General features: G+C 72.2%; 11 protein-coding genes and 2 tRNA genes. 10 read left to right on the forward strand and 3 right to left on the reverse strand.

What is annotated here, in order from left to right:
• Positions 1 to 169: 169 nt before the first annotated feature.
• Together ACFP1K_RS24475 and ACFP1K_RS24480 are read right to left on the reverse strand one after the other, a co-directional pair.
• Positions 170 to 244 (reverse strand) — tRNA-Val (locus ACFP1K_RS24475).
• A 20-nt stretch (positions 245 to 264) separates the two neighbouring features.
• Positions 265 to 337, reverse strand: a tRNA-Gly gene (locus ACFP1K_RS24480).
• A gap of 311 nt (positions 338 to 648) precedes the next feature.
• Between ACFP1K_RS24480 and ACFP1K_RS24485 the strand changes: the two genes are divergently transcribed.
• The 9 genes from ACFP1K_RS24485 (at position 649) to ACFP1K_RS24525 (ending at position 11,682) form a co-directional block, all read left to right on the forward strand.
• The gene (locus ACFP1K_RS24485; protein WP_380757273.1) at positions 649 to 924 is read left to right on the forward strand and encodes a hypothetical protein; all 276 of its coding nucleotides are present in this window, start codon (positions 649 to 651) and stop codon (positions 922 to 924) included.
• Between the two features lie 18 nt (positions 925 to 942).
• Positions 943 to 2,763 (forward strand): glutamine--fructose-6-phosphate transaminase (isomerizing), encoded by a 1,821-nt coding sequence (glmS, locus tag ACFP1K_RS24490; RefSeq protein WP_380757275.1) that lies wholly within the window; start codon positions 943 to 945, stop codon positions 2,761 to 2,763.
• 157 nt (positions 2,764 to 2,920) lie between these two features.
• Complete coding sequence (locus ACFP1K_RS24495; RefSeq protein ID WP_380757277.1) at positions 2,921 to 3,943, forward strand: LacI family DNA-binding transcriptional regulator; 1,023 nt, start codon at positions 2,921 to 2,923, stop codon at positions 3,941 to 3,943.
• A 1-nt stretch (position 3,944) separates the two neighbouring features.
• The gene (locus tag ACFP1K_RS24500) at positions 3,945 to 5,261 is read left to right on the forward strand and encodes an extracellular solute-binding protein (RefSeq protein WP_380757279.1); all 1,317 of its coding nucleotides are present in this window, start codon (positions 3,945 to 3,947) and stop codon (positions 5,259 to 5,261) included.
• Positions 5,261 to 6,241, forward strand: coding sequence for a carbohydrate ABC transporter permease (locus ACFP1K_RS24505; RefSeq protein ID WP_380757281.1), 981 nt, complete (start codon positions 5,261 to 5,263; stop codon positions 6,239 to 6,241). Before ACFP1K_RS24500 ends, ACFP1K_RS24505 begins: the two co-directional genes overlap by 1 nt.
• Positions 6,242 to 6,252: 11 nt before the next feature.
• Complete coding sequence (locus ACFP1K_RS24510) at positions 6,253 to 7,068, forward strand: carbohydrate ABC transporter permease (RefSeq protein WP_380757284.1); 816 nt, start codon at positions 6,253 to 6,255, stop codon at positions 7,066 to 7,068.
• A 36-nt stretch (positions 7,069 to 7,104) separates the two neighbouring features.
• Positions 7,105 to 8,616 carry a glucoamylase family protein gene (locus ACFP1K_RS24515; protein WP_380757286.1) on the forward strand — a complete coding sequence of 504 codons (1,512 nt, stop codon included), beginning with the start codon at positions 7,105 to 7,107 and terminating at the stop codon, positions 8,614 to 8,616.
• A 56-nt stretch (positions 8,617 to 8,672) separates the two neighbouring features.
• The gene (locus tag ACFP1K_RS24520) at positions 8,673 to 10,508 is read left to right on the forward strand and encodes a GH39 family glycosyl hydrolase (RefSeq protein WP_380757288.1); all 1,836 of its coding nucleotides are present in this window, start codon (positions 8,673 to 8,675) and stop codon (positions 10,506 to 10,508) included.
• A gap of 214 nt (positions 10,509 to 10,722) precedes the next feature.
• The gene (locus ACFP1K_RS24525; protein WP_380757291.1) at positions 10,723 to 11,682 is read left to right on the forward strand and encodes a pirin family protein; all 960 of its coding nucleotides are present in this window, start codon (positions 10,723 to 10,725) and stop codon (positions 11,680 to 11,682) included.
• Here the strand turns inward: ACFP1K_RS24525 and ACFP1K_RS24530 are convergent.
• Positions 11,657 to 11,800, reverse strand: coding sequence for a hypothetical protein (locus ACFP1K_RS24530; RefSeq protein WP_380757293.1), 144 nt, complete (start codon positions 11,798 to 11,800; stop codon positions 11,657 to 11,659). The two genes, ACFP1K_RS24525 and ACFP1K_RS24530, sit on opposite strands and share 26 nt — an antisense overlap.
• A 103-nt stretch (positions 11,801 to 11,903) precedes the next feature.
• Between ACFP1K_RS24530 and ACFP1K_RS24535 the strand changes: the two genes are divergently transcribed.
• Positions 11,904 to 12,872, forward strand: a complete 969-nt coding sequence (locus ACFP1K_RS24535) for a tripartite tricarboxylate transporter substrate-binding protein (RefSeq protein WP_380757295.1) — start codon at positions 11,904 to 11,906, stop codon at positions 12,870 to 12,872.
• The last annotated feature ends 91 nt before the right edge of the window (positions 12,873 to 12,963 follow it).

Genomic DNA, 12,963 nt, shown 5'->3' on the forward strand with positions numbered 1-12,963 from the left:
GGGGCCGGAGTGGCTCAAGATGCATGAGCGAGGTCCTAGAGAGGACGTGCGTTCTCCGGGGGCGGAGGTCACCCGGGTTCAAATTGTGATGAGGCCCGTCTGGGGGCGGGCGGCGACCGGTGTGCCGGTGTGGAGCACGGCATGAAACCGGGCCTGATGAGGGCGTGCGTGGTGGGCGATACTGGGATTGAACCAGTGGCCTCTACCGTGTCAAGGTAGCGCTCTCCCACTGAGCTAATCGCCCCGGGGTTGATCGGGATTCAGAGCGGACGACGGGATTCGAACCCGCGACCCTCACCTTGGCAAGGTGATGCTCTACCAGCTGAGCCACGTCCGCGCGTGCATCTGGGCGGGTGCCCGGGTGATGCAGGTCCTACTTTACCGGATGTCGGAGAGGGGATCTCCACCCGGTGATGAGACGACTCTAGCGCGTTCGCGGGGCGGGTGGGGACGGTCGGGGCTCGTTGGGATGGGTGAGGGAATCTTGGGTAGCGCGGGGGTGGGTCTTGGCTTGGGCCGGGGCTTGGGGCGGGGGGAGGGCCGTGACGATGAGGGATGGGCGGGTGATGGGAAGTTCAGGCGTGATCCTGCCCGATATCGGGCAGGAATCTTGGCGTGGTCGTGATTTCATGCGTAAAGTCCTGGCCTGTGTCTACGGCACGACAGTCCTATGAGGACCTGATCGCGCACCTGACCCGGACGACGCCGCTCGGGCCGGGTGAGGCGGCGCGCGTCGTGGCGGAGGTCGTGACCTACTTCTCGGAGTCGACCGAGGAGTTCGTGCGGCGTCGCCACGGTGAGATGAGGGCTCAGGGTCTCACCAATGAGCGGATATTTCCCGGCATCGCCGTGGAGTTGTCCGCCCGGCGCGTCGCGGCACCTGAACTGTCGCTCCGCCAACTGCGCCGTATCGTCTACGGGTAGCGCCAAGGAGATCGAAATATGTGTGGAATCGTCGCGTATGTCGGGCCGAAGGACGCGGCGCCGATCCTGCTCGAAGGATTGCAGCGCCTGGAGTACCGCGGCTACGACTCGGCCGGTCTCGTGGTGAGCAACAAGGGCCTGAAGGTCCGCAAGGTCAAGGGCCGCGTCGCCGACCTCGCGGCGGTGGTGCCCGCCCGGTTCAAGGGCGGCCTCGGCATCGGCCACACCCGCTGGGCCACCCACGGCGTGCCCAACGACGTCAACGCCCACCCCCACCTGGACAACTCCGAGCGCATCGCGGTCGTGCACAACGGCATCATCGAGAACGCCGACGAGCTGCGCGCCAAGCTGATCGCCGACGGCGCGGTGTTCGCCTCGGAGACCGACACCGAGGTGCTCGCCCACCTGTTCGCCCGCACCGCGCAGGACGCCGAGTCCCTGGAGGAGGCCGTGCGCCGGGCGCTGAAGAGCGTCGTCGGCACCTACGGCATCGCGGTGCTGGACGCGCAGCGCCCCGGCGAGATCGTGGTGGCCCGCAACGGCAGCCCCATCGTGCTCGGCATCGGCGAGAAGGAGATGTTCTGCGCCTCCGACGTGGCCGCCCTGGTGCGCTACACCCGCCAGGTGGTGCACCTGGAGGACGGCGAGCTGGCCGTGCTCAAGGCCGACGGCTTCCGCACGTTCACCATGGACGCCCGCGCCACCTCCAAGGAGCCGCTGACCGTCGACTGGGACGCCGGCCACTACGACACCGGCGGCTTCGAGCACTACCTGCTCAAGGAGATCTCCGACCAGCCCGAGTCGGTGGCCCGCACCCTGCGCGGCCGCCTGGACGACCGCTTCAACATCGCCCACCTCGGCGGCCTCAACCTGGACGCCCGGGAGACCCGGGCGTTCCGCCGTGTGAAGATCATCGGCTGTGGCTCGGCCTACTACGCCGGTCAGATCGGCGCGCAGCTGATCGAGGAGCTGGCCCGCATCCCCGCCGACGCCGAGCCCGCCTCGGAGTTCCGGTACCGCAGCCCGGTCGTCGAGCACGACACGCTGTACGTCGCGGTCAGCCAGTCCGGTGAGACCTACGACACCCTCGCCGCGGTGCAGGAGCTGAAGCGCAAGGGCGGCCGGGTGCTCGGCGTCGTCAACGCGGTCGGCAGCGCCATCGCGCGCGAGGTGGACGGCGGCGTCTACCTGCACGCGGGCCCGGAGGTGTCGGTGGCCTCCACCAAGGCGTTCACCTCCACGGCGGTCGCGTTCGCGCTGATGGCGCTGCACTTCGGCCGGATCCACGACCTGTCCCCGGCCGACGGGCGCCGCATCGTGCAGGGGCTGCGCAAGCTCCCCGACCAGATCCAGGAGATCGTCAAGCAGAGCGACGCGATCGAGGCGCTGGCCCGCAAGTACGCCACCAGCCCCGGCATGATGTTCGTCGGCCGGGTCCGCGGCTACCCCGTGGCCCGCGAGGGCGCGCAGAAGCTCAAGGAGATCTCCTACGTCCACGCCGAGGCGTACCCCGCCAGCGAGCTGAAGCACGGCCCGCTGGCGCTGATCGGCCCGGAGATGCCGACGGTCGCGGTGGTGCCGGACGACGAGCTGCTGGACAAGAACCTCACCACCCTCGGCGAGATCCGCGCCCGGGGCGGCAGGGTGCTCATGGTCGGCCACCGGGTGCCGGACGGCGGTCTCGCCGAGGACGTCATCGTGGTGCCGAAGAACGAGGTCGAGCTGGACCCGATCCTGCTCGGCATCCCGTTGCAGCTGCTGGCCTACCACGCCGCGGTCGCCCTGGAGCGCGACGTGGACAAGCCCCGCAACCTGGCCAAGAGCGTCACCGTCGAGTAGCCCTCGCCCCGGAGACCACGGCTCGCGCGAGCCGTGGTCTCCGATGTTGTGCGGATTTGTTTACATTCCGGTGACGCGGGCATGGTGCTGGCACTGTAAGCGCTTCCATAGGCTTCGTCGCTTTCAGCAGTGGAAGCGCTTACATCCAGGAGGTCGCATGGACGGGCGGGACGCCTCGGTGCCGGGTGGCGTGACGATCTACGAGGTCGCGCGCCGCGCGGGGGTGTCGATCGCCACGGTCTCGCGCGCGCTGCGCGGGACCGGGCCGGTGGCGGCGGACACCCGCGAGAAGGTCCTGCGCGCCGTCGAGGAGCTGCGCTTCACGCCGAGCCGCGCGGGGGTGAGCCTCGCCGAGGGCAGGCACGCCGCCAACGGCATCGTCTTCCCGAACCTCTCCGGGCCCTACTTCGCCGAGGTTCTCATCGGCTACGAGGAGGTCACCTCCGAGCTCGGCCGGTCCGTCGTCATCCTGTCCACCAAGGGACGTGAGCCGGTCCGGGACCTGGTGCGGGAGCTGGCCGGACGGGTCGACGGCCTGGCGGTGTTCGGCAGCACGGTCCCCGGCGACGTCGTCGGCGAGCTGGTGGCCTCCAGCCTGCCCCTGGTGCTCATCTCGCACGCTCCAAGGCCGGGCGCGGTGACCCTGCGCAGCGAGAACTCCGAGGCCGCGCGGGCCCTGGCGATCCACCTGCGCGGCCACGGCCACCGGCGGTTCGTCTTCCTCGGCGCGCCGTACGCGACCGGCGACGACGTGGACGAGCGCTGGCAGGGCGTGCGCGCGGTGCTCGGCGACGCCGTCGAGCCGGTGGCCACCGCCGAGTACACCGTCGAGAGCGGCTACCAGGCCGCGCTCGCGCTGCTGGGCGGCGCGGGGCGGCCGGAGGCGGTGATCTGCTCCGACGACGAGGTGGCGCTCGGCGTGATCCTCGCCGCCGAGCGCCTCGGCCTGTCCGTACCGCACGACGTCGCCGTGACCGGGTGGGACGACATCATGGCCGCGCGCCACGCGCGGCCCGGGCTGACCACCGTGCGCCAGCCCATGAGAGAGCTGGGAGCCCAGGCCGCCCGCGCGCTGGACCGGCTGATCGACGGCGCGGGCCTCGAGCGAAGCCATCGCACTCTCGGCACCGAGCTGGTCGTCCGCGACAGCTGCGGGCCGCACCCCCCAGGAGGTCAGTGAGTTGACGGCGTACAGGACCACGGCACACGGAACACGAGAGACGTACACGACGACCGCGCGCGGCACCAGGGCCCTGGCCGGGTTGCTGGCCGCCGCCCTGCTCGTCGTGCCCGGCTGCGGGCGCGGGACGGGCGGCGCCGCCGAGAAGCCCAAGGACGTGAACACCACCGCCCCGGTGACCGGCACCCTCTCGGTGTGGGCCATGGGCTCGGAGGGTGAGGCGCTCGCCGCCTTCGCCAAGCGGTTCGAGGCCGCCAACCCGGGTGTGAAGGTGACGGTGACGCCCATCGGCTGGGACGTCGCGCACGACAAGATCACCGCCTCGATCGCCGGCCGCGCGACCCCCGACGTCAGCATGATCGGCTCGACCTGGATGGGCGAGCTGGCCAAGACCGGCGCGGTGGACCCGACACCGGGCAACCTGATCGACGAGTCCGCGTTCTTCCCCAGCGCGTGGGACACCGTCGAGGTGAACGGCACGGCCTGGGGCGTCCCCTGGTACGTGGAGACCCGCGTCATGTACTACCGCAAGGACCTGGCGGCCAAGGCCGGGCTCACGCCGCCGGCCACCTGGCAGGAGACCAAGGCCTTCGCGAAGGGCCTGCAGAAGGCCGGCGCCACGCAGGGCGTGAACCTCAACTACACCGTGGGGTCCTGGCAGGAGATCCTCCCGCTGGTCTGGCAGCAGGGCGGCTCGATCAGCGGCTCGGACGGCAAGTGGACCTTCGACACCCCCGAGATGGTCAACGCACTGACCCAGCAGCAGTCCTACTTCAAGGAGGGCCTGGCCTCAAACAAGGTCGACCCGGCGTCGTTCCCGGCGAGCTTCTTCAAGGGCAAGGTCGGCGCGTACTTCTCCGGGCCGTGGATGATCGCCGCCATGGAGAAGGACGGCGGCCCCGGCTTCGCCGAGAAGTTCGACGTCGCCCCCTACCCCAAGGGCAGCGCGGGCGGCACGAGCTTCATCGGCGGCAGCGACCTGGTGGTCTTCAAGGACGCCAAGAACAGGGACGCCGCCTGGAAGTTCGTCCAGTGGCTCACCGACCCGGCCACTCAGGCCGCCTGGTTCGAGGCCGTCAAGGACCTGCCCGCCGTCCAGGCCGCGTGGCAGCGCCCCGAGCTCACCGCGGACAAGCGCGTCGCCGTCTTCGGCGAGCAGCTGAAGGACGCCAAGTCGCCCCCGCCCTTCCCGAGCTGGGACCAGATCTCCAAGGTGATCGACCAGGAGGTGGAAAAGGTCGTCCTCGGCCGGTCGACCCCGCAGGAGGCGGCCAAGGCCGTCCAGGCGCAGGCCGACGCGGTCGGCACCGGCCTGTGATGTCCGCCGCCCCCGCCTCCGGCCTGGCACGCCGCGGCCGGGACCCGGGCACGGGCCGCGGCACGCCCGCCCGGGGAACGGCCTCTCGCCGCCGGGCCGCGGCGAGACCGCCCGGGAAGAACGTCCAGGCGTGGCTGTTCTCGGCCCCGTTCCTCGCGGTGTTCGCCCTGATGTACGCGTTGCCGCTGCTCGCCGGGCTCGTCATGGGCTTCACCGACATGCGCAGCACCGACGTGCGCGACCCGCTCGCGGTGAACTTCGTCGGCCTGCGGAACTTCGAGCGCCTGTTCCAGGACGACACGATGCGCAGGGCGGCGGCCAACACGCTGTTCTTCGTGGTCACCACCACGCCGCTGACCATCGCGCTGGGCCTGGCGGCGGCCGTCCTGCTGAACTCGGGCATCACCCGGCTGCGCACGTTCTTCCGGCTCGGCTACTACCTGCCCTACGTCACGAGCATCATCGGCATCGCCGTGGCCTGGCGGCTGCTGCTGGACCCCCAGGCCGGGCTGGTCAACGACCTGCTCAGGTCCGTGGGCGTCGACGGGCCCGCCTGGCTGCTCGACGAGCGCACCGCGCTGCCCGCGCTGGTCGTCATGACGGCGTGGCGCAACTTCGGCTTCGACATGGTCGTCTTCCTCGCCGCGCTGCAGGGCGTGCCGAAGGAGCTGTACGAGGCGGCCGCCGTGGACGGCGCCGGGACGTGGGCCAGATTCCGGCGCGTCACCGTGCCGATGCTGCGCCCCGTGCTGCTGTTCTGCAGCGTCTACAGCGCCGCGGGGTTCCTGCAGTTCCTGGAGGAGCCCCTGGTGATGACCCGGGGCGGGCCGCTGAACTCGACCCTGTCGGCCTCGCTGGCGATCTTCAACCAGTTCGGGTTCGGCGACTACGGCTACGGCGCGGCGGCGGCGACCGTGCTGTTCACCGTCATCGCCGCGTTCTCGTTCGCGCAGTTCCGATGGCTGCGGCCCGGGAGGTGAGGAGCGTGACCGTGAGGAGAGCACGCGTCGCGGCGCTGTACGCCGCGCTCACGATCGGGCTGGTGGCCGTCGCGGGCCCCTTCCTGTGGACCCTGCTCGGCTCGTTCAAGACCGACGCCGAGTTGCGGCAGGACCCGCCCACCTTCCTGCCCCTGCGATGGGTCACCGACAACTACGCCCTGCTGTTCGAGCGGATGGACGTGGTGCGCGTGACGTTCAACAGCGTCGTCGTCGCGGCCGTCGTGGTGACCGCCAACCTGCTGTTCTGCTCGATGGTCGCCTACGCGCTCACCAAGCTGCGCTTCTCCGGCGGCCGCGTGGTCTTCGGCCTGGTGCTGCTCCAGATGTTCGTGCCGGGCATCGTGCTGCTCATCCCGCAGTTCGTGACGGTGGCGAGCCTGAACCTGGCCGACACCTACGCCGGCATCGTGCTGCCCGGCCTGGTCACCCCGCTCGGGGTCTTCATGATGCGGCAGTTCATGGGGGAGATCCCCGGCGAGCTCGTGGACGCGGCCCGGGTGGACGGCTCGGGGGAGCTGCGCATCTTCTTCCGCATCGTGCTGCCGCTCTGCAAGCCGGTGCTCGCGACCCTCGGCCTGATCACCTTCATGACCTCGTGGAACGGCTTCCTCTGGCCGGCCGTGGTCGCCCAGCGCAAGGAGATGTACACCCTGCCCGTCGCGCTGGCGAGCCTGTCGAGCCGGGAAGCCGTCCACTACGGGCTGCTGCTGGCCGGAGTGATCGTCGTCATCGCCCCCGTCCTGCTGCTGTTCCTGTTCCTCCAGCGTTACTTCGTCCAGGGCGTGGCCACGGCCGGGCTCAGATGACCCCCCACCGGACAGTTCGAGCGATCTGAGGTGCCCATGCGCAAGACAGTCCTCACCGGCTTACTCTCCCTCGCCCTGGTCGCCGGGACGGCACCCACCGTCGCGGCCGACTCGCGCGCCTCGGTGCTCCGGCGGTACGCCGCCGACACCTGGCGCTCCATGGCCGCCATGGTGGACCCCGGCACCGGCCTGCCCGCCGACAAGGTGTCCGGCGACCTGACCACCCGGGCCAAGGTGACCTCGCCGACCAACGCCGGTACGTACCTGTGGAGCACGCTGGCCGCCCGCGACCTGCGGCTGATCGATCGCCGGGAGGCCGCCGCGCGCGCCGGACGCGTGCTGGACGCGCTCGGGCGGCTCGACCACGACACCGCCACCGGGCTGTACTACAACTGGTACGACCCCGCGACGCTGCAGGTGGTGCGCACCTGGCCGGACACCGGCGACCCGGTGCGGCCGTTCGTGTCCAGCGTCGACAACGCCTGGCTGGCCACCGCGCTGACGATGGTCGGGAACGCCGTGCCCGAGCAGTCCGCCAAGGCCCGCGCCCTGCTGTCCCGGATGGACTTCACCGCCTTCTACGACCCGCAGGGCCGGGCGGACGTCGGCACCGGGCTGATGACCGGCGGCTACTGGCCGGAGCCGCCGGAGGGCTGCTCCCAGGAGACCGACTACGCGCACACCGGCACGACGGTGTACTCGACCTGTCACCGCTACGGCGCCATGTCCGAGACGCGCATCGTCAGCTACGTCGCCATCGCGCTCGGCCAGGTGCCCGCCACCCACTACTTCGGGATGTGGCGCACCTTCCCCGACACCTGCGACTGGGGCTGGTCCGACCAGAAGCCCGAGGGCGCCTGGCGGACGCACCGGGGCATCGAGGTCTTCGAGGGCACCTACGGCTACCGCGGCATGCGGTTCGTCCCCACCTGGGGCGGCAGCATGTTCGAGGCGCTGATGGCCGACCTCGTGGTCCCCGAGGAGACCTGGGGCCGGCGGAGCTGGGGCCGCAACCACCCCGTCTACGTCGCCGCGCAGATCGAGCACGGCCTGAAGGAGGCGAAGTACGGCTACTGGGGCTTCTCGCCGTCCGACAACCCGGCCGGCGGCTACCGCGAGTACGGGGTGGACCCCCTCGGCATGGACACCGACGGCTACACCTCCGACCAGGAGCGCACCTCCACCGACCCCGGCTTCGGCGACTGCCGGCCCGCCAAGCCCGAGCCCACCCAGTACGGGGACGGCGTGGTGACGCCGCACGCGTCCTTCCTCGCCCTGCGCTACGCGGGCGACAAGGCGCTGGACAACCTCGCGCGGCTGCGGAAGGACTTCGCCTCCTACGGCCCCGGCGGCTTCTACGACGCTGTGGCCGTGCGCAGCGGCACGGTGGCCAAGGAGTACCTGGCCCTCGACCAGGGGATGGTCATGGCCGCCCTCGGCAACGCCCTCGCCGACGACGCCATGCGCCGTTACTACACCCGCGGCGGCGCGGAGCGGCTGCTCAAGCCCGTGCTGGGCGACGAGGTGTGGGACTCCCGGATGCGCTGACGACCACCATCGACCCGCGCGACCAGCGAACCACCATCGATCGGGGAGAAGACGACATGACCGATTCCGCCCGCACCGACTGGCGAGCGCGCATCTACCGGAGCTCGGGCGACGCGAGCGCGGTCGCCGGCGTCGAGCCCGCGATCCCCGCCGTGCCGCGGGGGCTGCGCGCGACCGCCGGCGCCGGGCACGTCACGCTGGAGTGGGAACCGGTGGAAGGGGCGATCGGCTACCTCGTCCACCGGGGCGAGAGCCCGGACGGGCCGTTCAGCAGCACCAAGCCGCCGCACGTGGACGTCGCCGGCGTGCCGGCCACCCGGTACGCCGACACGGCGGTGACCCCGGGGCGGACCGCGCACTACGTCGTGGCCGCCCTCGGCACGATGGACGTCCACGGCGAGTTCTCGGCCCCCGTCGCGGCGACCCCGCACGACGGCGGGGACCACGCGGTGGCGGTCGGCGTCGACGCGGGCCGCGTCACCCGGCCGCTGCCCCGGCCCTGGCGGCCGATGATCGGCTCGGAGCACCTGTCGCACATGCTCAGCGCCGAGGAGACCGGCGGCCGTCCCATCGGGGCCGAGCTGGCGGCGGCGCTGCGCCTGGCCCGCGAGGAGCTGGGCGTGCGCGCCGTGCGCGCGCACGCCATCCTCGGCGACGACCTCGGCGTCTACCGCGAGGTGGACGGCGCGCCGGTGCACGACTTCACCGGGGTGGACCGGGTCTACGACACCCTGACCGGTCTCGGCCTGCGGCCGGTCGTGGAGCTGGGCTACATGCCGCGGGACCTGGCCGCCGACCCGTCCAAGACCGTGTTCGACTACCGGGCGATCATCTCCCCGCCCAAGGACTACGACCGCTGGGGCGACCTGGTCCACGACCTGGTGCACCACCTGGCCGACCGCTACGGGCTGGCCGAGCTGGTCGCCGAATGGTCCTTCGAGGTGTGGAACGAGGCCAACCTGGAGGTCTTCTGGAGCGGCACTCCCGAGGAGTACCTCCGGCTGTACGACGTCACCGCCGCGGCGGTGAAGAACGTGCATCCGGACCTGCGCGTCGGCGGCCCCGCCAGCGCCGCCAACGGCTGGGTCGAGGAGCTCGTCGCGCACACCGTCCGGTCGGGCGCGTCGCTCGACTTCGTCTCCACCCACACCTACGGCAACGCGCCGCTGGACTGGCGGCCGGTCCTCGCCCGGTACGGCAAGGCGGGCACGCCGATCTGGTGGACCGAGTGGGGACCGACGCCGACGCACTTCCACGGCGTCGGCGACGGGCCGTTCGGCGCGGCGTTCGTCCTGCACGGAATGCGGTCGGCGGCGGGGCGGGTCGAGGCGCTGTCGCACTGGGTGGCCTCGGACCACTTCGAGGAGCTGGGCCGGCCGCCGCGGCTGTTCCACGGCGGGTTCGGCCTGCTCACCGTCGGGAACCTGCGCAAGCCCCGCTATCTCGCGCTCGTCCTGGCCGAGCGGCTCGGCGACCACGAGCTGGCCGTGGAGGTCACCGGCGACGCGGGCGGGGTGGAGGCGTGGGCGGCCCGGCACGACGACGGCCGCGCCGGGGCGCTGGTGTGGAACGGCACGCTCGACCACGCCAAGGCCGGCGGCGCCCCGATCCTCGGCCGGCGGGTCACCCTGACCTTCGCCGGGCTCGCCGACCGCGAGTACGTCCTGACGCACCACCGCGTCGACCGCGGGCACTCCGACATCGAGGGCGTGTGGGCGTCCATGGGCGGCGGCGACTGGCCGACCACGGACCAGTGGGCCGAGCTGCGCGCCCGCAACACCCTCGACGAGCTCCACCCCCCGGCCACGGTGCGGGCCGAACGCGGCACCCTCACCACCGCCTTCGACCTCCCCATGCCCGGGGTCTCCTACGTCGAGGCCCGCCCCCGCTGACCTCGCCTCACCCGCTCACCGGGCTCGCCCCGGCGACCTCGCCCCCCGGCGCGCCGAGTGATCCGCCCGGCCTCGCCCGGTCCGGCCCGCACCCTTGGGACGGGCCGGGCGGCGCCGGTCGCGTGACCGGGTGGGCACGCGGTGTGAGTGGACAGCATCACAAATCGGGCAAAACTCTGGTATCTCCCCTGCGTCAGGGCCGTACAGTCGTCTGGTGAGCAACCTGGAACAGGAACCGCGGGAGACCACCTGGGGTGGCAGCGCCGAGGCCCTGGACGGCCCCGTGCGCGAGCCGCTGATCGGCCGGGAGGTCGTGCTCGGCGGCCCGCGCGCGATGAAGGTGACCCGCACCCTGCCGAACCGCGACCGCCGGATGGTCGGCGCGTGGTGCTTCGTCGACCACTACGGCCCCGAGCGGGCCGTCATGCGGGTGCCGCCGCACCCGCACACCGGCCTGCAGACCGTGAGCTGGCTGCTGCGCGGCGAGGTGCTGCACCGCGACAGCCTCGGCAGCGAGCAGCTGATCACCCCCGGCCGGCTGAACCTGATGACGGCCGGCAGGGCGATCTCCCACGCCGAGGAGTCCGGCGAGGCAGGCGACGGGGTGCTGCACGGCGTGCAGCTGTGGGTGGCGCTGCCCGAGAAGCACCGGTACGCCGACCCGGCCTTCGACCACCACCCCGACCTGCCGGTGGCGACCCGCCCCGGGGTCGCGGCGACCGTCATCATGGGGGAGTTCGACGGCGTGACCTCGCCCGCGCGGACCTACACCCCCCTGGTGGGCGCCGAACTGGCCTTCGAGGACGGCGCCCAGGTCACCTTCCCGGTCCGCCCCGGCTTCGAGTACGCCGTGCTGGCCCTGTCCGGCGGCGTCGAGGCCGACGGCGTGACGCTCGACCCCGGCCCCCTGCTGTACCTGGGCTCCGGCCGCACGCAGCTGTCCTTCCACGCCCCCACCCCCGCGCGGGTCCTCCTGATCGGCGGCGAGCCCTTCGAGGAGGAGCTCGTCATGTGGTGGAACTTCGTCGGCCGCACCCACGAGGAGATCGAGCGCTTCCGCAAGGAGTGGTCCCACGGCAGGGAGTTCGGCACCGTCCCCGGCTTCGCCGGCGCCCCCCTCCCCGCCCCCGCCCTCCCCACCACCCGCCTCAAGCCCCGCGGCCGCCACCGCTGAACGGTGACCCGAACATCGGCACGAACATGCTCGGCATGCCGAGCGCCGGTCCGGCGAGTGCCTGATCCTCGTCGCGGAACACCAGGCTCCCCGCCACGATCGCCCTTCCCGCGCGCACGCACATCCCCCGCGCACGCCCCGCGTCGCCCTCCAGGGGGGTGCCGTGTGGCGGGGTGACTAATTGGGCATTTAGTCGAATATCGGGGGAAAGGGCGTGAAGTATGCGTCGACGGCAGGTGCTCGCGCTCGGCGCCGGCCTTGCCGCGGCGGCCGCCGGATGCGGGAGCGCCATCGGCGCACGGGAGCGGGCCCTGGCGAACTCCGGTATCTCGTTGATCGTCCCCGGGCCGCCGGGGTCCGTCGCCGATCGGGTGGCGCGGTCGCTGCGCGGCCTGGCGGAGCGGGAGGCCCTGGTGCGCGGGGTCGAGGTGGTCAACCGGCCTGAGCGCTCGGCGCTGGCCGAGTTCGCCGCCGCCCGCGGGCCCGGGCGGCTCATGCTGGCCGAGCTGGAGACGGTGGGGACGGTACGCCCGGGGCGCCAGGCCACCGCGTTCGCCGGGATCACCCCGCTGGCCCGGCTGTGCGGGGAGTGGGAGCTGGTCGCGGTGCCCTCGGCCTCGGCCATCGGCTCGTTCGCGGCGTTCGCCGACACCATGCGGCGCGACCCGGCCGCGGTGGCGGTCGCCGGGCGCGCCGAGGGCGGCGTGGATCACGTCATGTTCGGCATGCTCGCCCAGAGCCTCGGCGTGGACCCGCGGCTGCCGCACTACGTGGCGTGCCGCACCGGCGAGGAGGCGGCGGGCGCGTCGGCGGGCGGGCTCGCCGCCGTCGTCCTCGGCAGCCACTCCGGCCTGCGCGCCCGGGTGCGCGCGGGGGACCTGCGGGTGCTGGCCGTCTCGGCCCCCGACCGCCTGCCCGGCCTGGACGCGCCCACGCTGTTCGAGTGCGACGCCCACCTGTACTGCGCCGACTGGCGGGCCCTGCTCGGCCCCGGCGACCTGCCCGGCGACGACAGGGACGCCCTCGTCGCCATGTGCCGCGCGGTCACCGAGACCGCGTCCTGGCGGGAGCTGTGCCACCGCAACGGCTGGGCCCCGCTCTACCTGGACGGCGACGACTTCGGCCAGTGGCTCCGCGTGGAGGCGGCCCGGCTGAGCAAAGCCTTCGGCGACCTGGGCCTGCGCGCCTGAGGCATCCTCTCCGTCCCTTCGAGGAGATTGTGATGCTTATCTCGTAGTTGACCCCGGTTTGGGGGATTCTTGAGCCCAGATAGCGGTTAGG

Source organism: Sphaerisporangium aureirubrum (assembly GCF_042658925.1).
GTDB classification, from domain to species: domain Bacteria; phylum Actinomycetota; class Actinomycetes; order Streptosporangiales; family Streptosporangiaceae; genus Sphaerisporangium; species Sphaerisporangium aureirubrum.